The sequence below is a fragment of the Roseovarius sp. B-10 genome, from assembly GCF_056859295.1.
In genome coordinates this window covers 166,541-189,575 of record NZ_JBSXOE010000042.1, presented here as the reverse complement: position 1 = coordinate 189,575, position 23,035 = coordinate 166,541, and the positions used below count along the sequence as shown (strand labels likewise).

At 66.2% G+C, this 23,035-nt stretch carries 19 protein-coding genes; 13 read left to right on the top strand and 6 right to left on the bottom strand.

Annotated elements, in window-relative coordinates; translation table 11 throughout:
• Positions 1-125 precede the first annotated feature (125 nt).
• The 10 genes from AC13D8_RS18610 to AC13D8_RS18565 all read left to right on the top strand — a co-directional run bounded on the left by AC13D8_RS18610 (position 126) and on the right by AC13D8_RS18565 (position 11,503).
• A complete protein-coding gene (locus AC13D8_RS18610) occupies positions 126-3,545 on the top strand; it encodes an indolepyruvate ferredoxin oxidoreductase family protein (protein WP_482970079.1) in 3,420 nt (1,139 codons plus the stop codon).
• 79 nt (positions 3,546-3,624) lie between these two features.
• On the top strand, positions 3,625-4,488 hold the full coding sequence (locus AC13D8_RS18605) for a lysophospholipid acyltransferase family protein (protein ID WP_482970078.1): 864 nt from the start codon (positions 3,625-3,627) through the stop codon (positions 4,486-4,488).
• Between the two features lie 19 nt (positions 4,489-4,507).
• Positions 4,508-5,320 carry a glutamate racemase gene (locus AC13D8_RS18600; protein ID WP_129431953.1) on the top strand — a complete coding sequence of 271 codons (813 nt, stop codon included), beginning with the start codon at positions 4,508-4,510 and terminating at the stop codon, positions 5,318-5,320.
• 34 nt (positions 5,321-5,354) lie between these two features.
• Positions 5,355-6,383, top strand: a complete 1,029-nt coding sequence (gene argC / locus AC13D8_RS18595) for an N-acetyl-gamma-glutamyl-phosphate reductase (RefSeq protein ID WP_482970077.1) — start codon at positions 5,355-5,357, stop codon at positions 6,381-6,383.
• Between the two features lie 15 nt (positions 6,384-6,398).
• On the top strand, positions 6,399-6,845 hold the full coding sequence (gene ccmE / locus AC13D8_RS18590) for a cytochrome c maturation protein CcmE (protein WP_129431955.1): 447 nt from the start codon (positions 6,399-6,401) through the stop codon (positions 6,843-6,845).
• Between the two features lie 144 nt (positions 6,846-6,989).
• Complete coding sequence (locus AC13D8_RS18585) at positions 6,990-7,598, top strand: holin-associated N-acetylmuramidase (RefSeq protein ID WP_482970076.1); 609 nt, start codon at positions 6,990-6,992, stop codon at positions 7,596-7,598.
• Entirely contained in the window at positions 7,592-8,158 is a 567-nt protein-coding gene (locus AC13D8_RS18580; RefSeq protein WP_482970075.1) for a holin family protein, read from the top strand. The genes AC13D8_RS18585 and AC13D8_RS18580 overlap by 7 nt, the downstream gene beginning before the upstream one ends.
• 79 nt (positions 8,159-8,237) lie before the next feature.
• Entirely contained in the window at positions 8,238-10,202 is a 1,965-nt protein-coding gene (locus tag AC13D8_RS18575) for a heme lyase CcmF/NrfE family subunit (RefSeq protein ID WP_482970074.1), read from the top strand.
• Positions 10,199-10,651 (top strand): cytochrome c-type biogenesis protein, encoded by a 453-nt coding sequence (locus AC13D8_RS18570; protein WP_129431959.1) that lies wholly within the window; start codon positions 10,199-10,201, stop codon positions 10,649-10,651. The genes AC13D8_RS18575 and AC13D8_RS18570 overlap by 4 nt, the downstream gene beginning before the upstream one ends.
• Positions 10,652-10,723: 72 nt before the next feature.
• Positions 10,724-11,503 carry an enoyl-CoA hydratase-related protein gene (locus AC13D8_RS18565; protein ID WP_482970073.1) on the top strand — a complete coding sequence of 260 codons (780 nt, stop codon included), beginning with the start codon at positions 10,724-10,726 and terminating at the stop codon, positions 11,501-11,503.
• Positions 11,504-11,672: 169 nt separating this feature from the next.
• Here the strand turns inward: AC13D8_RS18565 and gltA are convergent, their stop codons facing one another.
• Together gltA and gltX are read right to left on the bottom strand one after the other, a co-directional pair.
• Positions 11,673-12,968 (bottom strand): citrate synthase, encoded by a 1,296-nt coding sequence (gltA, locus tag AC13D8_RS18560; protein ID WP_104019402.1) that lies wholly within the window; start codon positions 12,966-12,968, stop codon positions 11,673-11,675.
• 75 nt (positions 12,969-13,043) lie between these two features.
• Positions 13,044-14,456, bottom strand: a complete 1,413-nt coding sequence (gene gltX / locus AC13D8_RS18555; RefSeq protein WP_482970072.1) for a glutamate--tRNA ligase — start codon at positions 14,454-14,456, stop codon at positions 13,044-13,046.
• Between the two features lie 25 nt (positions 14,457-14,481).
• Here gltX and AC13D8_RS18550 point away from each other — a divergent pair, with 25 nt between their 5' ends.
• Positions 14,482-16,554: a ComEC/Rec2 family competence protein gene (locus tag AC13D8_RS18550; RefSeq protein ID WP_482970071.1), complete on the top strand. Its 2,073-nt coding sequence runs from the start codon at positions 14,482-14,484 to the stop codon at positions 16,552-16,554.
• Here AC13D8_RS18550 and lexA read toward each other — a convergent pair.
• The 4 genes from lexA to AC13D8_RS18530 all read right to left on the bottom strand — a co-directional run bounded on the left by lexA (position 16,548) and on the right by AC13D8_RS18530 (position 20,747).
• Complete coding sequence (gene lexA, locus AC13D8_RS18545) at positions 16,548-17,252, bottom strand: transcriptional repressor LexA (protein WP_104019400.1); 705 nt, start codon at positions 17,250-17,252, stop codon at positions 16,548-16,550. The two genes, AC13D8_RS18550 and lexA, sit on opposite strands and share 7 nt — an antisense overlap.
• 75 nt (positions 17,253-17,327) lie before the next feature.
• Complete coding sequence (locus tag AC13D8_RS18540) at positions 17,328-17,975, bottom strand: response regulator transcription factor (protein ID WP_129431963.1); 648 nt, start codon at positions 17,973-17,975, stop codon at positions 17,328-17,330.
• The gene (locus AC13D8_RS18535) at positions 17,972-19,402 is read right to left on the bottom strand and encodes a cache domain-containing protein (RefSeq protein WP_482970070.1); all 1,431 of its coding nucleotides are present in this window, start codon (positions 19,400-19,402) and stop codon (positions 17,972-17,974) included. The genes AC13D8_RS18540 and AC13D8_RS18535 overlap by 4 nt, the downstream gene beginning before the upstream one ends.
• A gap of 82 nt (positions 19,403-19,484) precedes the next feature.
• Positions 19,485-20,747 (bottom strand): SulP family inorganic anion transporter, encoded by a 1,263-nt coding sequence (locus tag AC13D8_RS18530; RefSeq protein WP_482970069.1) that lies wholly within the window; start codon positions 20,745-20,747, stop codon positions 19,485-19,487.
• Positions 20,748-20,940: 193 nt separating this feature from the next.
• Here AC13D8_RS18530 and AC13D8_RS18525 point away from each other — a divergent pair, with 193 nt between their 5' ends.
• Complete coding sequence (locus AC13D8_RS18525; RefSeq protein WP_129431966.1) at positions 20,941-22,023, top strand: TRAP transporter substrate-binding protein; 1,083 nt, start codon at positions 20,941-20,943, stop codon at positions 22,021-22,023.
• Positions 22,024-22,132: 109 nt separating this feature from the next.
• Entirely contained in the window at positions 22,133-23,023 is an 891-nt protein-coding gene (locus tag AC13D8_RS18520; protein ID WP_482970068.1) for a TRAP transporter small permease subunit, read from the top strand.
• The last annotated feature ends 12 nt before the right edge of the window (positions 23,024-23,035 follow it).

Below are 23,035 nucleotides of genomic sequence, written 5' to 3'. Positions count from 1 at the left end.
CAGAAAATCCCGTTACGGCGATAGCAAGAGCACGGTCTTTTTATGAAAATCCGCTTTATAGGTCACAAATTATGACCTATTATTACCCTATATTGAGACCTAGCTCTCAGGAAGGGAGGCGCGACATGACGATGCAGAAGGTTTCGCTCGACGATCGCTTCGATCTGGAGAAATCGCCGGTTCTTCTCAATGGCACGCAGGCGTTGGTGCGGCTGATGCTGATGCAGAAGGCACGCGACCGGGCGGCGGGGTTGAATACTGCCGGGTATGTCACGGGCTATCGCGGCTCGCCGCTGGGCGCGGTGGACATGCAGATGGTGCGCGCCGAAAAACTGCTGCGCGAATCTGACATCCGCTTTCAGGCGGGGCTCAACGAGGATCTCGCGGCCACCGCGCTGTGGGGCACGCAGCAGGCAGAGTTGCGCGGCGAGGGGAAGTATGACGGGGTGTTTGGCCTGTGGTACGGCAAGGGCCCCGGCGTGGACCGCTCGGGCGACGTGATGCGCCACGCCAACATGGCAGGCACCGCGCCCAAGGGCGGCGTGCTGATGGCGATGGGCGACGACCATACCGGCGAATCCTCGACCGTGCTGCACCAGAGCGAATGGGCGCTCGTGGATGCCTACATGCCGGTGGTCAGCCCCGCGGGCGTGCAGGAGATTATCGATTACGGCATCTACGGCTATGCGCTGAGCCGGTTTGCCGGGGTCTGGGTCGGCCTCAAGACGATGAAGGATACGATCGAGGCGACGGCGGTGGTCGATGGCCGTCCCGACCGGGTGCAGATCGTGACGCCGGAGTTTCCAATGCCCGAGGGCGGGCTGAACATCCGGCTGATCGACACGCCGCATGCGCAGGAAACGCGGATGATCGACTTCAAGCGCTTTGCCGCAGAGGCGTTCAGCCATGCCAACGGTATGGACAAGCGCATGTGGGGCAAGCCGGGTGCCAAGATCGGCTTTGTCGCGGCGGGCAAGAACTGGCTCGATCTGGTGCATGCGCTGGAGTTGCTGGGCATCGACGAGGCCGAGTGCGAGCGGCTGGGGATCACCACCTACAAGGTCGGGCAGGTCTTTCCGCTGGACATGCAGGGGTTTCATGACTGGGCCGAGGGGCTCGACCTGATCGTGGTGGTCGAGGAAAAGCGCAAGCTGATCGAGGTGCAGATCAAGGAGGCGATTTTCGACGATCGTCGCGGGCGGCGCGTCTATGGCTGGTACAAGGGCGGCGCGGGCGGCATGCACCGCGAAGAGCTATTCCCGACGCGCGGCGCGCTTGATCCGATCTGGATCGCCGAGAAACTGGGCGACATCCTGATCGAGGAGGGGCGCGGCACCGACCGGATCAAGGCGGGGCTTGCGTCGCTCTCGGAGGCGCGCGCCGGCGACAATGCCGAGGAGATCGCGACGCGGCTGCCGTATTTCTGCGCCGGGTGCCCGCACAATTCCTCGACCCGGCTGCCCGAGGGGGCCCGCGCCTATGCCGGGATCGGCTGTCACTACATGGTGCAGTGGATGGACCGCGAGACCACCGGGTTCACCCATATGGGTGGCGAGGGGGCCAACTGGATCGGGGAGGCGCCGTTTTCCACGCGGGAGCATGTGTTTCAGAACCTCGGGGACGGCACCTATAACCATTCCGGGGTGCAGGCCATCCGCGCGGCGCTCGCTGCGGGTACGACGATGACCTACAAGATCCTCTACAACGACGCGGTGGCGATGACCGGCGGGCAGGGCAACGATGGCGGGCTGGATGCGCCGCAGATCGCGGCAGAGCTGCGCGCGATGGGGGTGAAGCATCTGGCGGTCGTTTATGACGAGAAGGAGGATGTTGATCCCAAGTCCTTCCCGCAAGGCATCGAATTCGCGGAACGATCCGATCTGATGGCCGTGCAGGAGCGGCTGGCAAAGGTCGAGGGGGTCAGTGTCATCCTCTACATCCAGACCTGCGCCGCCGAGAAGCGGCGCCGCCGCAAGCGCGGCAAGTTCCCCGACCCCGACCGCCGCGTGTTCATCAATACCGACGTGTGCGAGGGGTGCGGCGATTGCGGCGTGCAGTCGAACTGCGTGGCCATCGTGCCCGTCGAGACGGAGCTGGGCCGCAAGCGGGCGATCGACCAATCAAGCTGCAACAAGGATTTTTCCTGCCTCAAGGGGTTCTGCCCGTCCTTCGTCACGCTGGAAGGGGCCAAGCCGCGCAAGGACAGCACCGCCGATCTGAGCCTGCCCGAGATGCCCGCGCCCGCGCTGCCCGAGATCGACGGCACGCATAACGTGGTGATCACCGGGGTGGGTGGCACCGGGGTCGTCACCGTCGGCGCGATCCTCGCGCAGGCGGCGCAGATCGACGGCAAGGGCGCGGGCATGATGGAGATGGCCGGCCTAGCGCAGAAGGGCGGCGCGGTGCATATCCATTGCCGCATCGCCGAGAAACCGGGCGATATCAGCGCTATCCGCGTCGCAACGGGCGAGGCGCATACCCTGATCGGCGGCGATCTGGTGGTGTCCGCGGGGGCCAAGACGCTGGGGCTGACGCGGCCCGGACGCACGGGGGCAGTGGTCAACAGCCACGAGATCATCACCGGCGATTTCACCCGGCAGCCCGAGTTCCGCCTGCCCGCTGACCGGCTGCAACTGGCGCTTGAGGCGCGGCTACGCGAGGATGTGCAGCTCTTCGATGCCACGGAACTGGCCAAGGCCGTGATGGGCGACTCGATCTATTCCAACATGATGGTGTTTGGCGCGGCGTGGCAGCGCGGGCTGATCCCGCTAAGCCACGAGGCCATCGCCGAGGCGATCCGCCTGAACGGCGCGGCGGTCGATGCCAACTTGCGCGCCTTCGAGGTGGGCCGCTGGGCGGCGCACGCACCCGACGAGGCGGCGCGGCTGGTGACACCCTCGGTGGTGTCGAAGCCGAGGACACTAGAGGAGAAGATCGCTTATCGCGCCGACCACCTGACCGCTTATCAGGGCAAGCGGCTGGCGAAACGTTACCGCAAGCTGGTGGACGGCATCGCGGATGAGGGCGTGCGCGATGCGGTGGCCACCGGCTATCACAAGTTGCTGGCCTACAAGGACGAGTACGAGGTCGCGCGGCTGCATCTGGAAACGGCGGAAAAGGCGCGGGCCGAGTTCGGCGGTGATTTCACGATGAAATTCCACCTCGCCCCGCCAATCCTGTCGCAAACCGGCCCCGACGGTCGCCCCAAGAAGCGTGAGTTCGGACCGTGGATGCTGCGCGCCTTCCGCGTGCTGGCACCGTTCAAGGTGCTGCGCGGTACGCCCTTCGATCCGTTCGGGCGCAGTGCTGAGCGGAAAATGGAGCGCGCGCTCATCCGTCAATACGAGGCCGACATGGCGGAGGTGCTGCCCAAGCTCGATGCGGCCACCCGCGACGCGATCATCGCGCTGGCGGAGCTTCCGCTTTCCATCCGCGGTTTCGGCCCGGTGAAGGAGGCCAACGCCGCCAAGGCCGAAAAGCGGCGCGAGGAACTGCTGGCCGCAATCCGCGCGGGGGGCGGCGACCTGGCGCGGGCGGCGGAGTGAGCGTCATGAAACGGTCATGTGATCTGGTCATTAGCGTCGCGTAAACGTAGCCCACGCGCGACTCAGACCAGGACAGCCTATGCGCCCAGACCGCCATATCGCCCGCGACATCAGCTATGCCTACTCGGCCCAGACCAAGGGCGGGCGCGCGATGATCCGCACGATGGAGAACCTGACGGGCCGCATCGGGCTGATAAAGCGGGCGGCAGGCTACGAGCGCGAGGTCTTGCAGGGCCGCGATTTCTGGGAGGTGATCGTCGAGCGCTATGGGCTCAGCCTCGACATCATCGGCGGCAGCCTCGATCTAATCCCGCGCGAGGGGCCGTTGATCCTGATCGCCAATCACCCCTACGGTATTCTCGACGGGCTGATGATGGGGCATATCCTGAGCCGCACGCGGGGCGATTTCCGCATCCTTGCTCACAAGGTGTTTCGCAAGGCCGAGGACCTCGATCGCGTGATTCTGCCAATCAGTTTCGAGGAAACCAAGGAGGCCGTGGCGCTCAACCTTGCAACGCGCAAGAACGCGCTCTCGTATCTCGGGCAGGGCGGGGCCATCGGCATCTTTCCCGGTGGCACGGTGAGCACTTCGGCCAAGCCGTTCTCGCGCCCGCTCGATCCGGGCTGGCGCGGCTTTACCGCGCGGATGATCGCCAAGAGCGCGGCCACGGTGGTGCCGGTTTATTTCGACGGCCATACGAGCCGCCTGTTCCAGTTGGCGAGCCACATGCATTACACGCTGCGGATGGGGCTGTTGATCAAGGAATTCAGGGCGCGCGTGGACAGCCCGGTGCGGGTGGTGGTCGGCAATCCGATCCCGCGCCCCGAGCTCGACCGGTTCGCGGGTGACACCAAATCGCTGATGGCGTTCCTGCGCCAAAGGACGTATGAGTTGTCGCCGGACCCGGTCGAGGCCTCCGAGATCGGGTTCGAGTTCGACTGATCTCTTTCGAGGCGGGTTCATGGCGGTTGGAATTTTCGACAGCGGGCTGGGCGGCCTGACGGTCTGGGACGCGGTGCACAAGCGCCTGCCCGATGTACCACTGGTCTATCTGGGCGACAACGCGCACACGCCCTACGGGGTGCGCGATGCCGACGACATTTATGACCTGACCACGTCCGGCGTGGCGCGGCTGTTCGATGCGGGCTGTGACCTTGTGATACTGGCGTGCAACACCGCGTCCGCGGCCGCCCTTCGGCGGATGCAGGAGGCGTGGGTGCCGCAGGGCAAGCGAGTGCTGGGCGTTTTCGTGCCGCTGATCGAGGCGCTGACCGAACGGCAATGGGGCGACAATTCCCCGCCCCGCGAGGTGGCGGTAAGCAACGTGGCGCTATTCGCCACGCCCGCCACTGTGGCGAGCCGTGCGTTCCAGCGCGAGCTGGCCTTTCGTGCCATCGGCGTGGATGTCGAGGCGCAGGCCTGCGGCGGGGTGGTGGATGCCATCGAGGAAGGCGACATGATCCTTGCGGAGGCGCTGGTGCGGTCCCATGTGGACGCGCTCAAGCGCAAGATGCCGCACCCGCAGGCGGCGGTTCTGGGCTGCACGCATTACCCGCTGGTCGAGGAGGTATTCCGCGATGCACTGGGCCCCGAGGTGTCGGTCTATTCGCAACCGAGCCTCGTGGCGGCGAGCCTCGCCGATTACCTCGGGCGCCACCCCGACAAGCTGGGACAGGGGGAAGAGGGGGTATTTCTTACCACCGGCGATCCCAAGCGAGTCTCGAGCCGCGCGACGCAGTTCCTGCGACGAGAGATCGCGTTCCAGCCCGCCTGATCCCTGACTGACCATCCTCTGCGAGGACACCGACATGACCCATAAGATCGCCATCCTCGGCGCTTCCGGCTATACCGGGGCCGAGCTTGTCCGGCTCATCGCCACCCATCCCGCGCTCGAGATCGCGGCGCTTGCCGCCAATTCCAAGGCGGGGCAGGCGATGGGCGCTGTGTTTCCCCACCTGCGCCATCTCGACCTGCCCGACCTCGTGACCATCGACGCCATTGATTTCTCCGGCATCGACCTGTGCTTTTGCGCGCTGCCGCACAAGACCAGCCAAGAGGTGATCGCGGGGCTGCCACGCGATCTGCGCATCGTGGACCTGTCGGCGGATTTTCGGCTACGGGACCCGGCGGATTACGAGAAATGGTATGGCAACCCCCATGCCGCGCCGGAGTTGCAGAAAGAGGCGGTCTATGGGCTGACCGAGTTCTACCGCGATGAGATTTCCGCCGCGCGGCTGGTGGCCGGGACGGGGTGCAACGCGGCGACGGGGCAATACATGCTGTGCCCGCTGATCGCGGCGGGGGTCATTGATCTCGACGAGATCATCCTCGATCTGAAATGCGGGGTGTCGGGGGCGGGGCGCAGCCTCAAGGAAAACCTGCTCCATGCCGAGCTTTCCGAGGGCTATCACGCCTATGCGGTGGGAGGCACGCACCGGCACCTGGGCGAGTTCGACCAGGAATTTTCCCGGATCGCCGGGCGGCCCGTGCAGGTTCAGTTCACGCCGCATCTCGTGCCGGCCAATCGCGGCATCCTCGCCACGGGCTACGTGCGGGGCGAGGCGGGCGCGATCCACGAGGCGCTCGCCGCCGCCTACCGCTCCGAGCCGTTCATCGAGGTGCTCCCCCTTGGCGAGGCCCCCAGCACGCGCCACGTCCGGGGCAGCAATTTCTGTCATGTCGGGGTGGTGGCCGACCGGCGCCCGGGCCGCGTCATCGTCATCGCGGCGCTCGATAACCTGACAAAAGGTAGCAGCGGGCAGGCATTGCAAAACGCCAACCTGATGTTATCTCTGCCCGAGACCGCAGGGCTGATGCTGGCCCCGGTCTTTCCCTGACGAAGGGTGGAGCCCATGAAAACCCTCAAGAAGAAACGCCGTGTCCAGGTCGTGGCCATCGCCGCGCTGGCGCTGATCGCGGCCACCGCGCTTATCGGCTACGGGATGCGCGACGGCATCAATTTCTTCCGCTCGCCCAGCCAGGTCGTCGCCGAGCCGCCCGCGCCGACGGAGGTGTTTCGCATCGGCGGGCTGGTCGAGGAGGGGAGCATCCGGCGCGGCGAGGGTGAGACCGTGCGCTTTACCGTCACCGATGGCGGCGCGTCGGTGCCGGTCACGTTTACCGGCATCCTGCCCGATCTCTTTGCCGAGAACCAGGGCATGGTCGGCACCGGCTCGTTGCGCGATGGCGTCTTTGAAGCGTCCGAAATCCTCGCAAAGCACGACGAGGATTACATGCCCAAGGAGGTCGTGGACGCGCTCAAGGAGCAGGGTGTCTACCAGGAACCGGGCGGAAGCTAGGGCTGTCGGCGTCGGCTTTCGAGTATTTTAACCAAGAAGAAGCCATGATCGGCTGAGACGTCGGCGCGCGCTGCGTCAGGCGCGCGTTAACCTGTCTGCCACGATCCTCTCGCCCGTGTTTCACAGGGCGGGACGGACAGGCGGATGCGAAGTGTCGAGCGGATAGCTGAAGAGATCGTCGCCCGCGAGGGCGGCTTCGTCAACGACCCGGACGATCCGGGCGGGGCCACCAGTTTCGGTGTGACGATCCACACGCTGCGGCGTCTGGGGCTCGATCTCGACGGCGATGGCGATGTGGACGAGGCCGACGTGCGGCGGGTGACACGCGCGCAGGCGGTCGATCTCTTCATCGAGCACTATTACCACCGCCCCGGTATCGCGCGGCTGCCACAGGCGTTGCGCGCCGGCGTGTTCGACATGCAGGTGAACGCCGGGGCGAATGCCGTGCGTATCCTTCAGCGGCTGTTGCGCGAGATGGGGCAGGCGGTGGCGGTGGACGGGGTGATCGGCCCGCGGACCGTGGCCGCCGCAGAAGCCGCCGCACGCGCCGCCCCCGGCCACATCGCCGACGCCTACGGGATCGCGCGCCGCAATTACTATTTCCGCCTCGCCGATGCCCGCCCGGCCCTGCGCAAGTTCGCGCGCGCGCGGTCCGGTGGCAAGGGCGGCTGGATACGGCGCGCCGAGGAGTTCATCTCGCCGCGCTATCACCTGAGCGACGCCGGGTTTCAGAGGAGGGTGGCGGAATGGTAGGCGATATCCTGCGGGTGCTGTTTGGCGGTGGCGGCAACGTCGTGCGCGAAACGGCCGAGGTGTTTCGTGTCAATGCCGAGGCCGCCGATGCCCGCGCGGCCGCGATGCAGCGCGCGGCGCTCGACCAGATGGCGGCAGAGTTCCGACCGGAGGGCCGGGGCCTGTTCGACCGGGTCATCGACGCGCTCAACCGCCTTCCGCGCCCGGCGATGGCGCTCGGCACGCTGGGCCTGATGGTGGCGGCGATGGTCGATCCGCTGTGGTTTGGCGAGCGGATGGCGGGGCTGGCGCTGGTACCCGAGCCGCTGTGGTGGCTCCTGGGCGCGATCGTGAGCTTCTATTTCGGGGCCCGCCACCAGGCCAAGGGGCAGGAGTTCCAGCGCGGGCTGGCGGCGAGCCTCGCGCGCGCGCCGCAGGTGCTCGCCACGATCGAGGGCCTGCGCCGCCTGCGCCATGATAGCCCCGGTGCCGCCGATCCCGGCCCGGATGCGCGCGCCATGCTGGGCGCCGTCGCGCCGGAGGAAAACGCCGCGCTGACGGACTGGCGCGCCGGGCGCTGAGGGGTGCCGCGACAATGTGATCCGGGATTTACGCCGATTGCGATTGGATGGTGGGCGCGCAGCCCCTATACTCACAATCATGATTATCGAACTTGGCCACTTCTCCCTCATCCTCGCCCTTTTCGTGGCCTGTCTTCAGGCCGCGATCCCGCTCATTGGCGCGCATCGGCGATGGCCCGGATGGATGGCGGTGGCCGAGCCGGCCGCCACTGCGCAGTTCCTGTTGATCGCGGCGTCTTTCGCCGCGCTGACCTATGCCTTTGTCACCTCGGATTTCTCGGTGCGGCTCGTGGTGCTCAACAGCCATACCGACAAGCCGCTGCTCTACAAGATCACCGGCGTCTGGGGCAATCACGAGGGCTCGATGCTGCTGTGGGTGATGATCGTGGCCCTGTTCGGCGCGGCGGTGGCGTGGTTCGGCGACAACCTGCCGCCGACGCTCAAGGCGCGGGTGCTGAGCGTTCAGGCGCTGATCGGGGTGGCGTTCCTCGCCTTCGTGCTGTTTACCTCCAACCCGTTTTTGCGCATGGCCGTGCCGCCCTTCAACGGGCAGGACCTCAACCCGTTGTTGCAGGATCCCGGCCTCGCGTTCCATCCGCCGTTCCTATACCTGGGCTATGTCGGGCTCTCGATGACCTTTTCCTTTGCCGTGGCGGCATTGATCGAGGGGCGCGTGGATGCCGCATGGGGCCGCTGGGTGCGGCCCTGGACGCTGGCGGCATGGGTGTTTCTCACCATCGGTATCGGGCTGGGGTCGTGGTGGGCCTATTACGAGTTGGGCTGGGGCGGGTTCTGGTTCTGGGACCCGGTCGAGAACGCGAGCTTCATGCCGTGGCTCGTTGCTGCCGCGCTCTTGCATTCCGCCATCGTGGTGGAGAAGCGCGAGGCGCTCAAGAGCTGGACGATCCTGCTGGCGATCATCGCCTTCGGGTTCTCGATGGTGGGGGCGTTCATCACCCGCTCGGGGGTTCTGACGAGCGTGCACGCTTTCGCCACCGATCCCGAGCGCGGGGTGTTCCTGCTGGCCATCCTCGCGGTGTTCATGCTGGGGGCGCTTACGCTCTTTGCCGCGCGGGCGGGGGCGATGCAGGCCAAGGGCGTGTTCGGCGTGGTAAGCCGCGAATCCGCGCTTGTGCTGAACAATATCCTGCTCGCGGTCGCGGCGTTCGTGGTGTTCTTCGGCACGCTGTGGCCGCTGGTCGCGGAAATGGCGTTCGACCGCAAGCTGTCGGTGGGGGCGCCGTTCTTCAATGCGGCCTTCACGCCGTTCATGGTGGCGCTCGGGCTCGTGCTGCCGGTGGGGGCGATGCTGTCGTGGAAACGCGCCAAGGTAGGGCGCGTGCTGCGCGCGCTGGCCCCGGCCTTTGTGCTGGCGGTAGCGGTGGGTGCGCTGGCCTGGGCGATGCAGAGCGGGCGCTCGGCGCTGGGGCCGGTGGGGATGTTGCTGGCGGCGTGGCTCGTCTCGGGCGCGGCGGTGGACCTGTGGTCGCGCACCGGGCGCGGGCGCGGGCGGCTCGCCCGCCTGACCCGTCTGCCGCGTGCCGACTGGGGCAAGTCGGTGGCGCATGCCGGGTTCGGTGTGACCATCGCGGGCATTTCCGCGATGATGGCGTGGGAGGCCGAGGATATCCGCGTGATGCAGGAGGGCGACACGCTGGAGCTGTCGGGCTATACGCTGCGCCTCGATGAGGTGCATCGCGAGCAGGGGCCGAACTATATCGCGACCGTCGCCACGCTGACGCTGGGTCGGGATGGCCGCGAGATAGGCACCATGCGGCCCGAGAAGCGGGTTTATCCCGTGGCGCAGATGCCCACCACCGAGGCCGCGCTCGACAATGGCTTCCTTCGTGACATCTACGTGGCCATCGGCGACCCGCAGGATGGCGGCGGCTGGGCGGTGCGCAGCTATTACAAGCCGCTGGCGAACTGGATCTGGGGCGGCGCGATCCTGATGGCGCTGGGCGGTTTCATCTCTCTGAGCGACCGGCGTTTCCGCGTGGCCGCCGGGGCGCGCAAGGTGCCGCAGGGGGTGCCCGCGGAATGAAACGGCTGATCCTTGTCCTGTGCATGATCGCCGCGCCCGTATTCGCGGTGCAGCCCGACGAAATCCTCGACGACCCGGCGCTCGAGGCGCGTGCGCGCGACATTTCTGCTGGGCTGCGCTGTCTCGTGTGCCGCAACGAGAGCATCGACGATTCCAACGCCGAACTGGCGCGCGACCTGCGCCTGCTAGTGCGCGAGCGGCTGGTGGCGGGCGACACCAACGAGGAGGCGGTGGATTACATCGTCGACCGTTATGGCGAGTACGTTCTGCTCAAACCCACGGTTGGCGGCGCGAACCTCCTGCTCTGGCTTGCCGGGCCGCTGATGCTGGGCGCGGGGCTGGTGATGGGGGGGCTCTACTTGCGGCGCCGCTCGGTGGCCACAGAGCCCGGGACGGCCCGGCTCAGCGCGCAGGAAGAAGCGCGGTTGCGTGAAATCCTCGACGATTGACGCGCCGTCCCCCTTGGCCTTGCCGGCTGCCTGCGCTTTGATGGCGTGACAGCACGCAGGAGGCGCGACGCCATGAAGCATTACGAGACCATAACGCTCGACATCTCTGACGACGTGGCCACGCTGTGCCTCGACCGGCCCGAGCGCATGAACGCACTCAACACCCGGATGCGCGCCGAGATCACCGATGCCGTCACCAACGCGGGCCGCGAGGCGCGGGTGGTGGTGCTGACCGGCAATGGCCGCGCGTTCTGTTCGGGGCAGGATCTCAGCGATGGCGGCAATGCCGCCACGCTCGATCTCGAACGGGTGCTGCGCGAGGAATACGTACCGATGCTGCGCGCGATCACCGATTGCCCGGTGCCGACGATCAGTGCGGTGGGCGGTCCCGCGGCGGGGGCCGGGGCCAACCTCGCGCTGGCGGCGGACGTGGTCATCGCTGCCGAGAGCGCCTATTTCCTGCAGGCATTCACCCGCATCGGACTGATGCCCGATGCCGGCGGAACATGGGCATTGCCGCGCCAGATGGGGCTCGCCAAGGCGATGGGGGCCGCACTATTTGCCGAACCGATCAGCGCAAGGCAGGCGAGCGACTGGGGCATGATCTGGGAATGCGTGAGCGACGAGGGGTTCGAGGCGCATTGGCAGGCCCGTGCGGCAAAGCTTGCCGCCGGGCCGACGCAGGCCTACCGCGCGGTGAAAGAGGCGATCCGGGGGTCGTGGGACAATACGCTCGAGGCTCAACTGGACCTTGAGGCGAGGCTGCAAGGCGCTTGCGGCCAGAGCCGCGATTTCCAGGAGGGCGTGCTGGCCTTTCTTGAAAAGCGCAGCGCGCGGTTCGAAGGGCGCTGAGGTGACGGGGCGTTCCTAGTCTGGGGCGGACGGCGGGACTAGCATCGCGCGGCTTCTCAACCGTCAGGCCAAAGGCTGAAACAGGCCAATCCTGACACCATCCCCGAACAAGAAAGGCCCGCCATTGGCGGGCCTTTTCCATCAAATCGCATGGCGCGAACTGCAATCCTTAACGCTTTTCGATATCCACATAGTCGCGCAGCGTCGCACCCTGATAGAGCTGGCGCGGGCGGCCAATCTTCATCTGCGGGTCGCTGATCATCTCTTTCCACTGGGAAATCCAGCCGATGGTGCGTGACACCGCGAAAATGGGCGTGAACATCGAGGTTGGGAAGCCCATCGCCTCGAGGATGATGCCCGAATAGAAATCCACGTTCGGGAACAGCTTCTTCTCGGTGAAATACGGGTCCGCAAGCGCCTGTTTCTCCAGCTCCTTGGCGACCTGCAGCGTCGGGTTGTTATCTATGCCCAAAAGCTCCAGCACCTCGTCGGCGGATTGCTTCATCACCTTGGCGCGCGGATCGAAATTCTTGTAGACGCGGTGGCCGAACCCCATCAGGCGGAACGGGTCGTCCTTGTCCTTGGCGCGGGCGATGAATTCGGGGATGCGGTCGGGCGTGCCGATCTCCTGCAGCATTTCCAGGCACGCCTGGTTGGCGCCGCCATGCGCGGGCCCCCACAGGCAGGCGATGCCGGCGGCGATGCAGGCGAACGGGTTGGCCCCCGACGACGAGGCCAGCCGCACCGTCGAGGTGGATGCGTTTTGCTCGTGATCGGCGTGCAGGGTGAAGATGCGATCCATCGCGCGGCTGAGGATCGGGTTGACCTCGTAATCCTCGGCCGGGACCGAAAAGCACATGCGCAGGAAGTTCGACGCATAGTCGAGATCGTTGCGCGGATATTCGAAGGGCTGCCCGATGGAGTACTTGTAGGCCCAGGCCGCGATGGTCGGCATCTTGGCGATCATGCGGATCGAGGCCACTTCGCGCTGCCACGGGTCGCGGATATCCGTGCTGTCATGGTAGAAGGCCGACATCGCGCCCACGACGCCCACCATGATCGCCATCGGGTGCGCGTCGCGGCGGAAGCCGCGGAAGAAATACACCATCTGCTCGTGCAGCATGGTGTGCCCGGTCACGCGGCTCTCGAAATCCTCGAGTTCCGCGGGCGAGGGCAACTCGCCGTAGAGCAGCAGGTAGCAGACCTCCAAAAAATGCGACTTCTCGGCCAGTTGGTCGATCGGGTAGCCGCGGTGCAGCAATTCGCCCTTGTCGCCGTCGATGAAGGTGATGGTGCTGTCGCAGCTTGCCGTCGAGGTGAACCCGGGATCATAGGTGAAGACGCCTGCCGTGCCATAGAGCTTGCGGATATCCACCACGTCAGGCCCGGCCGTTGGCGAAAAGATCGGCAACTCGTAGGTTTTGCCTTCGATCTCCAGCTTTGCGGTTCTTTTCTCGTCTGACATTCTGGGGTCCTCCCTCTCGGAGTCCGGCGCGCCCTGCGCGTCGGACTGGGTATACTTATTCTCCTTGCCAGAGGATTACCCCTCGTCGCAAGCGGCGTCGGTCAGCCGGGCGATCGTTTCCGTTCGCCCGAGGACCAGCATCATGTCGAACACGCTCGGCGTCGCCGTGCGCCCGGCCAGCGCGGCCCGGAGCGGCCCCGCCAGCTTGCCGAATTTCATCCCGTGAGCCTCGGCTATGCCATTCGCCACGGTCTCGAGACTGTCGCGGGACCACGTAGCATTTTGCAACTGCGGCGTCAATTCTATCAGTATACGACGGGATACATCATCGAGTTGCGCTGCCGCCTTCTCTTCCGGGACGATGGGGCGGTTGGTTGTGATAAATGCAGCCTTTTCAAGAAGTTCGGGAAATGTTTTGGCACGATCCTTGAGGCAGTACATACCCTGTTCCATGAGCGCCAACTTTGCATCAGACAGCGGGGGCGCACCGGTCACGGCAAGGAATTCCTGCAATTCATGCAGCAGTGCAGCATCCGCCGTCGCCGCGATGTGCTGACCACAGAGATTCTCCAGCTTCTTGAAGTCGAGCCGCGCGGGGGCCTTGCCGATCCCGGTGATGTCGAACCACTCCCGCGCCTGCGCGTCTGTAAAGAATTCGTCATCGCCGTGGCTCCAGCCGAGACGGGCGAGGTAATTGCGCATCCCCGCCGCCGGATAGCCCATGTCCCGGTATTCCGCGACCCCGAGCGCGCCGTGGCGCTTCGAGAGCTTCTTGCCGTCGGGGCCGTGGATCAGCGGGATATGGGCGTAGGTGGGTAGCGGCCAGCCCATCGCCTGGTAGATCAGCATCTGGCGCGCGGCGTTGTTGAGGTGGTCGTCGCCCCGGATCACGTGGGTCACGCCCATGTCGTGATCGTCCACCGCGACGGCGAGCATGTAGACCGGCGAGCCGTCGCTGCGCAACAGAACCATGTCGTCGAGCTGATCGTTGCGGATCGTCACGTCGCCCTGCACCACGTCGGCGATCACCGTGGTGCCCTCGCGCGGGGCCTTGATGCGGATGACATGGGGTGCGCCTTTGGGGTGGGTGGCCGGATCGGCGTCGCGCCACGGGCTTTGATAGAGGGTCGATCGGCCCTCGGCGCGGGCAGCCTCGCGGAACGCCTCGATCTCTTCCTGCGTGGCGTAGCAGCGATAGGCGCGGCCTGCGGCCAGAAGCTGATGCGCGACCTCGGCGTGGCGCTCGGCACGGGCCGCCTGGCTCACGGCCTCGCCGTCATGGTCGAGCCCCAGCCACGAGAGCCCGTCGAGGATCGCCTGTGTCGCCTCGGGGGTGGAGCGGGCTCGGTCGGTATCCTCTATGCGCAAGAGAAAGCGGCCGCCGCGACCGCGCGCATAGAGCCAGTTGAACAGCGCCGTGCGCGCCCCGCCGATATGCAGGAAGCCGGTGGGCGAGGGGGCGAAACGGGTCACGACCTGTTGCGTCATGGGCGGGCTTAACCTTTTCTTAACGATGCCGGGGCGAGGATGCGGCCTGTCTATCGGCCCACCGGGAGGGAGACAAGTGGCGCGCATCCCAGAGGTGATCGAGCGCGGCTGGCTCCTCCAGCGCGGGGCGCTGTTTCCGTGGGTTCCGGTTCTTCTGGCCTGCGGCATCGGCGGGTATTTCGCCCTGCCGGATGAGCCGCCCGGCGCGGTGCTCGCCGTCTGCGGCGCGCTCGCGGCAGCGGTCCTCGCACTGGCGCTGTGGCGGGGGCGGGAATGGTCCGGGCCGTTGGGCTGTGCGCTGGCGGTATTGCTGGCCGGGGTGGCGATCGCGGGCATGCGCACGCACCTTGTGGCGGGTCCGGTGCTGGGCTTTCGCTACTATGGCCCGGTCGAGGGACGGATCGTCGCGATTGACCGATCGGCCTCGGATGCGTTGCGCCTGACGCTCGACCGGGTCACGCTCTCTCGGGTCGATCCTGACCGGGTGCCGCTGCGGGTGCGCGTTTCGTTGCACGGGGTTGCCGGCGCCGAGGATGTCGTGCCGGGGCTGCGGGTCATGACCACGGCCCATCTCGCGCCTCCCGCCGGGCCGGTGGAGCCGGGCGGTTTCGATTTTCGGAGGCATGCGTGGTTCCAGAGGATCGGCGCGGTGGGCTATACCCGCGTGCCAGTGGTCGCGCTGGCCGAGGCCGGAGGGGAACAACACCTGTTCCGCATCCGGATGGCGCTTGCCGATCACGTCCGCGCGCGCCTGCCGGGCCAGCCCGGTGCTTTTGCCGCCGCGATCATGACCGGTGACCGCTCTGGCCTGTCGCAGGATACGCTGGAGTCGATGCGCATATCGAGCCTCGCGCACCTGCTGGCGATCTCGGGGCTGCACATGGGGCTGGTCGCGGGTTTTGTCTTTGCCGCCGTGCGGCTGGTGCTCGCGGCGGTGCCCCGGGTGGCGCTCACATGGCCCATAAAGAAGATTGCCGCCGCGCTCGCGCTCCTCGCCGGGGCGGGGTATCTCGCGTTGTCGGGGGGCAACGTGGCGACCGAACGCGCCTTCGTCATGGCCTCGGTGATGCTGATCGCGGTCATCCTCGACCGCCGCGCGCTCAGTTTGCGCGCGGTTGCGGTCGCGGCGATCATCGTGCTTTGCCTGCGGCCCGAGGTGCTGCTCGGTCCCGGCTTCCAGATGTCCTTTGCCGCGACGGTGGCGCTTGTCGCCGTGTTTGGCTGGCTGCGCGATGCGCGGGTTCCGCTGGGGCCGCGCTGGCTGCGCCCGGTGCTGGCGGTGTTCATTTCGTCGGCAGTCGCCGGGGCGGCGACCGCGCCGGTCGCGGCGGCGCATTTCAACCAGTTTGCGCAATACGGCCTGCCCGCGAACCTCGCGAGCGTGCCGCTGATGGGGGTGCTGGTGATGCCCGCGGCGGTGATCGCGGCGCTATTGCTGCCCTTCGGGCTCGACGGGCTGCCGCTGTGGGGGATGGGGTGGGGGCTCGACTGGATCCTCGGCGTTGCCGATTGGGCCGCGGGGCTTGAGGGGGCGCGCGTCCCGGTGGTGGCACCCGATGCGAATGCGCTGCCGCTGATCGCGGTGGGCATGCTATTCGTGGTGCTGTGGCAGGGGCGTGCACGCCTCTTGGGCCTTGCTCCGGTGGCGGTGGCCACGCTCCTCTGGGCGCAGACCGAGCGCCCGGTGCTGCTTGTTGCCGACAGTAGCGGACTGGTGGGTGTGATGACCGAGGCGGGGCGCGCGCTCAACAAGCCGCGCGGGGGCGGCTTCGTGGCCCGGAACTGGCTGGAGAACGATGGCGATGACGCCGCGCAGGAAGAGGCGCATGCGCGGTGGAGCGACGATCTGCTGGCCCCGTTCGCGGTTTCCGTGCGCCTTGGTCGCGCCGCGGCGCGTGGTCCGATTGACTGTGCAGGTGCGCAACTTCTGTTGTTGACGGCCGATCCCGAGGGAGTGCCCGACGGCGGTTGCCGCGTGGCCTCGCCGCGCACGCTGCGCGTGACCGGCTCGCTGGCGCTCTCCGCTGACGGAACGCTGTCGCAGAGCGCGGCGGCGGTGGCGGGGCGGCGCCCGTGGGCGCCGGGGCAGGATCAGTAGGTGCGGATCAGCCCGACGAGACGGCCCTGCACGCGCACCATATCCTCGGGCAGGACACGGGGCTCGTAGGCAGGGTTGGCGGCCTCGAGAACGATGGTGTGCCCGCGGCGCAAGAAGCGTTTGAGCGTTGCCTCCTGGTCCTCGATCAGCGCGACCACGATGTCGCCGTTATCGGCCACCTGCGTTTCGCGGATGATGACCACGTCGCCGTTGTTGATGCCGGCGTCGATCATGGAATCGCCCTTGACCTCGAGCGCGTAGTGATCACCCCGGCCCGAGATCATCTCGGCGGGGACGCTGATGTTGTGGCTGGCATGGGCGATCGCCTCGATCGGCGTGCCGGCGGCGATGCGGCCCATCACCGGCAGCGACAACGCATCGGCGGTTTCGACCGGCATGGCGTTGGCGGGCTGTGGCGGGGCGTAGCGGCGGTCGCCCTCGACCACGCGCGGGACGAAGCCCGTTTGCCCTTGGTCGGCGATCATGTCGGGCAGGCGCACAATCTCGATTGCGCGGGCGCGATGCGGCAGGCGCCGGATGAAGCCGCGTTCCTCAAGCGCCGTGATCAGACGGTGGATGCCGGATTTCGACCGAAGGTCAAGCGCTTCGCGCATCTCGTCAAAGCTGGGCGGGACGCCGTCGCGCTGCACGCGCTTGTGGATGAAATCGAGCAGGTCGCGTTGTTTTCTGGTCAGCATCCCAGCCTCCGTGCAGACACGTTCAGCGTGTTCTACAGGTGTTCCCGTTTTGTGTCAATCCGTTCCAGACACGGATCACATCCGCACGCCGGTGCCCTGCAAGACCCCGTGTTCGAGCGCATAACGCGTGAGTCCGGCGGTCGATGAGATGCCGAGCTTGCGCTTTATGTTCTTGCGGTGGGTTTCGACCGTGCGCACCGAGATGTCGAGCGCACCGGCCACTTCCTTGTTGGATTTGCCCTGCGCGAGCAAGAGCAGGATGGTCTGTTCGCGGTTGGTGAGCTGTTCGCGGTCGGGCGCTACAAACGGGGCGAGCGAGCCCTGCGCGCCGGTGCAGAGATATCGCTGCCCGGCCATCACCGCGTCGATGGCGTGCTTGATCTCGTCTACCGGCACGTCCTTGAGCACGTAGCCCGAGGCCCCGTGGCTGAGCGCCGAAGTGATGTATTCGGGGCTGTCATGCATGCTGAGGATCAGGATGCGCGTGCCGGGGCGGCGTTCGAGCAGGATTTCGGTGGTCGATAGCCCGCCGATCCCCGGCATGTTGAGGTCGAGCAGAACCACGTCCGGGGCGAGGTCTCCGATCTGGTCAATAATCGCATGCCCATCGGCGAGCGCGGCGATCACCTCGATATCCTCGTAGCTTTCGAGGATGGATTGGATGCCCTCTGTGACCATTGGATGATCGTCGACGATGACGACGCGGGTGGGAGCGTGGGTCATGCCGTTGCCCTTTTTGTTTCGGGGGCCGTCTCGGACTGGCCCTGCGGCGTCAGAAGATGGGTGAGCGGCACCGTGGCCTCGACCTCGGTGCCCTCGGGCGAGGAGCGGATCTCGAAACGCCCGTCGATCTGCTCGATGCGCTCCTGCATGTTGCGCAGGCCGAGCCCGCCGCCCGCGCTCGCGCTTGAGGCGTCGATGCCACAGCCGTTGTCGGTGATGCGCAGGGTGCCGCCGCGCGCGTGGCCGCGCAGGTCGATATGGACGCGCGTCGCAGCGGAATGGCGCTCGATATTGGTGAGCGTCTCCTGTGCGACGCGGTAGAGCGCGATCTTGGCTTCCTCGTCCAGCCGGTTGCGAAACACTACGGTCGCGAATTCGGTCTCGATGCCGGTACGGCGGCCGAAATCCTCTGCCAGCGCCTTGAGCGCGGGGCCGAGGCCGAGATCGTCGAGCGCGCCGGGGCGCAGATCCCGGCTGATGCGGCGCACCTCCTGGATGGCGGTGGAGAGGTGCGCGGCACCGCGGTCGAGCGTATCGCCCGCGCGCGCATCGCCAGCGGCCAGCCGTCGCCGCGCGGTTTCCAGCGCGTAGCGCACCCCCACGAGTATCTGGCTGATGCCGTCATGCAATTCGCGCGCGACGCGGCCGCGCTCTTCCTCCTGTGCGTCGAACACACGCTGCGTCAGCATCTTGAGCTTGGCATTTGCGAGGCGGCGCTCGCGGATTGTGATGAAGAGGCCGGTCACAAAGACGAAGATCAACGCGAGCATCGTCGCCCCGCCGACATAGAGAAAGGTGCGCTGCACGCGCGTCTCCACCTGCTGTCGCGAGGCGGCGACCGCGCCGATTACGTCGTCGATGAACACCCCCGTACCGATCGCCCATCGCCAGTCCTGAAGCCCGATGACGTAGGCCACCATCTGCGTGCGTTCGCCGGTCGAGGGCTTGGGCCAGATGAAGCTGTGATAGCCCCCGCCCGAGCGCGCCAGACGGATGAGTTCGTCGGTGACGGGCACGCCCGACGAATCCTCCAGCCCGGTCCAGTTGCGCCCGATCAATTCGGTGCGCCTGGGGCTGACGAGGTTGGTGCCGTCATAGTCGAAGACGAAGAAGTAGCCGTCCTGCCCGTAGAGCATGGCGGCGAGTATCTGGCTGACCTGTTCCATCGCCTCGCGGTCGTCGGGGGCGGCGCGACCGTAGATGTTGATGAAGGCAGTGCGCGCGATGGAGATGTAATTCTTCAACTCCGCGCGCTTGGCCGAGATGAGCTGCGCCTCCAGGGTTTCGATCTCGCGCTCTGCCATCTGCCGTGCTTGCAGCGTAACCACGACCGAGATTGCCACCGCCGTCAGGATCAGCGGCAGGGTGGCGAGCAGAAACAGCTTCTGCCCGTAGTTGAGCCTTGCGGATGCGAGCCAGCCTTTCATACGAAAGCGATAAGGCCAAACCGGTACCATTTCCAGCCTCTTGCCGCGAGGGCGGCACCGATCGAGCTCCGGTCGCGCGGGATCAGCGGTCGGGATCGTGCCACTTGGCCTCGGGCACCTCGCGCCGCCTGAGCCGCATGGCCAGACCAAGCGCCACGCCCACGCCAATGGCCAGAGTGAGATCCGTCAGCACCGTGAGCACCAGCGTGATCAATAATAGCCCCTGATCCGAGCGCCGGGCAGCCAGGTGGCGGTGCCAGTGCTGCGGCTCGGACATGTTCCATGCGGTGATGAGCAACAGCCCCGCCAGCGCGGGCATGGCCAGGAAACCCGCGAGCGGCGCTGCGAGCAGCATCACGAGAAGGATGACGAGGGCATGGATCATTCCGGCCACCGGCGTCCTGCCGCCTGCGTGGACATTGGTGGCGGTGCGCGCAATGGCCCCGGTCACGGGCAGCCCGGCAAAGAGCGCCGCGCCCGTGTTGGCCACGCCATTGGCGATTACCTCTGCATTGGGGCGGGTGTTGCCCCCGATCATCCGGTCGGCAACGGAGGCCGACAGGAGCGATTCCACCCCGGCGAGAAAGGCGATGACAAGCGCCGAGGGAAGCAGTTCGGACATCCGCTGAAGGCTGAACTCCGGTATCTGCGGCCAGGGCAGGGTATTGGGCAGCGCGCCAAAGCGTGACTGCAGCGTCTCCACGGGCAGGTCCAGCAGCACGACCGCCCCGGAACAGAGCGCCATGGCCACGATCAATCCGGGAAAGCGCGGGGCGAGACGGCGCAGCACGAGGATCACCGCCAAGGTGCCGCCCCCGATCGCGAGCGCGCGCGGATCGAAGGTTTCGCGCGCCTCCCAGAGCGCGGCGAGCTTGGGCAGGAAATCGGCGGGCAGGTCGGTTGCGGACAGGCCGAAGAGGTCGCGCAACTGGCTGGTGGCGATGATGATGGCGATGCCGATGGTAAAGCCGCTGATTACTGCCTCGGGGATGTGCCGGATAAGGCTGCCGGCGCGAAAATATCCGGCGATCACAAGTATCAGCCCCGCCATCAGCGTTGCGAGCACCAGACCGTCGTGACCGTGCTCGGCGATCACCCCGTAGACGACGACAATGAACGCCCCGGTCGGTCCGCCGATCTGCACCCGGCTGCCGCCGAGCGCCGAGAGAAGGAAGCCACCGATGATCGCCGTGGTCAGCCCGGTCGCGGGCGACGCACCCGACGCGATGGAAATGGCGATGCTGAGCGGCAGGGCCACCGTGGCAACGGTGATCCCGGCCATGAGGTCGGCCCGGAACAGCGCGGCGGTATAGCCGGGCAGTGTGGTGAGAATTTTCGGCTTCATGGCCGTGTTGAACACCTGCGCCCGCGCGTGCGCAAGGCGGAATCGACACAGGAAGGATGCGACAAAAATCCGTGTGACTACGCAGTAATCGGTATTTGCAGGTCGCGAATCGCGGGCTAAGGTCTGCGCACTTTAACGATCCGCGGAACGTCCGGGAGAGGGGCGACCGCTCAAAAATGGGGAGGGAACCATAATGGATCGCCGTTCGTTTCTGAAAAATACCGCAATTGGTGGCGGGGCCGCCGCTGCCGGAACGCTGGCCGCGCCTGCCATCGCGCAGGGCAACCGCACGCTAACGATGGTCACCACGTGGGGCCGCGGTCTTGCCGGTGTGTTCGACGCCGCGCAGCGTGTGGCCGACAGCATTAACGGCATGTCCGATGGCAGCCTCACGGTCGATGTAAAGGGCGCGGGCGAACTCGTCGGCGCGTTCGAGGTGTTCGACGCCGTGACCGCCGGTCAGGCCGACATGTATCACGGGGCCGATTACTATTTCGTTGGTCAGCACCCGGCGTATGCCTTCTTCACCTCGGTGCCCTTCGGCATGACGGCGCAGGAACTGGTGAACTGGTATTATCATGGCGACGGCGCCGGCTTCCACGATGAGCTGGGCCAGATCTTCGGGCTCAAGTCGTTCCTCGCGGGCAATACCGGCGCGCAGGCGGGCGGCTGGTTTTCCAAGGAAATCAACGGCCCCGAGGATTTCAACGGCCTCAAGTTCCGCATGCCAGGCCTGGGCGGCAAGGCGCTGGGCAAGCTGGGCGCGAGCGTCCAGAACCTGCCCGGATCGGAAGTCTACCAGGCGCTTGCCTCGGGGGCCATCGACGGCACCGAGTGGATCGGACCCTGGGCCGACGAAAAGGCCGGCTTCCAGGAGATCACCAAGACCTACTACACTGCCGGTTTCCACGAGCCGGGCGCGGGTCTGTCGATCGGCATGAACCGCGAGGTGTTCGAGAGCCTGAACGCACAGCAGCAGAAGATCGTCGAGATCGCCTGCGCCGAGGCGCATCAGTGGAACCTCGCGCAGTTCCTTGCCAACAACTCCGCCGCGCTTCAGCGCCTGCAATCCGCAGGCGTCAAAACGCTGGAATTCCCCGACAGCGTTTGGGACGCGTTCGGCCAGGCCTCCAACGAGGTCCATCAGGAAAACATGGGCGACGACATCTACAAGCGTGTCTACGACAGCTACATGGCGTCGATGGCGGCCTCGTCCTCGTGGATCCAGAAATCCGACGGTGCCTATACCGCACAGCGCGACCGCGTGCTCGGCTGAGGCCAATCGCCGGTAACTAACGGCGCAGGCCCCGGGGCATCCGGGGCCTGCGCGCATACCCGGCAGGGGCAGGTGCCCACGCGGAGCAGCGCGGGCGCGAGGGGGGAAGATGATCGACGCAGTCCTGTGGTTTTTCCAGAACGTCGCGATGGCCTTCATGAACTTTGGCTACGCGGTCACGCATCCTGGCCTCTGGCTCGACTGGTCCGACAAGCAGGCCATCATGCGGGTGGTCTATTACGGCGGATCGGTCGAGTTCTTCTTCGTGGTATTCACCACCTTCCTTGTGCTGACCGGCATCGGCATCTGGCGCAAGCGCGTGATGTGGGCCTGCGTACGCGGCCTTGAGGGCTTTGCCAACACGGTCGGCCGCCTCGTGGCCTGGGCGGGCCTTGTCATGGTTATCCAGCAGATCGTCATCGTTTTCGTGCAGCGGATATTTGCGCGGCCTGACATCGTGCTGGGCGTGGGCATACCGCTGGAATTCGACATCAGTTGGTGGGCCGAGGAACTCAAGCTCTACAACGCCATGGTGGTGGCGCTGTGCTGTACCTACACCTTCGTGCAGGGCGGGCATGTGCGGGTGGACCTGATCTATGCCCAGGTCAGCCACCGTGCCAAGCGGGGGATCGACATGGTGGGCAGCCTCGTCTTCATGATGCCGATGGCGGTGCTCATCTGGATGTATGGCTGGTTCTTCCTTTGGCGGCACCTGATCGTGCCCAAGCCATCGGCCTCTGACACCATTGACCGGCTGCTACTAAAGGCGCGGGCGCTGCGCTGGAACGTCGAGACCATCGGTTTCAGCCCCAACGGGTTCAACGGATATTTCCTGTTCAAGGTGCTGCTTGTGTTCTTCGCCGGCATGATCTTCCTGCATGCGATGGCGTTCTTCTGGCGCTCGCTGCTGGAATACCGCGAGGGGCTGGAAAGCACCGACAGATACCTCGACCGCGACACGCTGGGCGAGGGCGAAGAAGCCTATGAAGGCACGCATTAAAGGGGCGGGTGA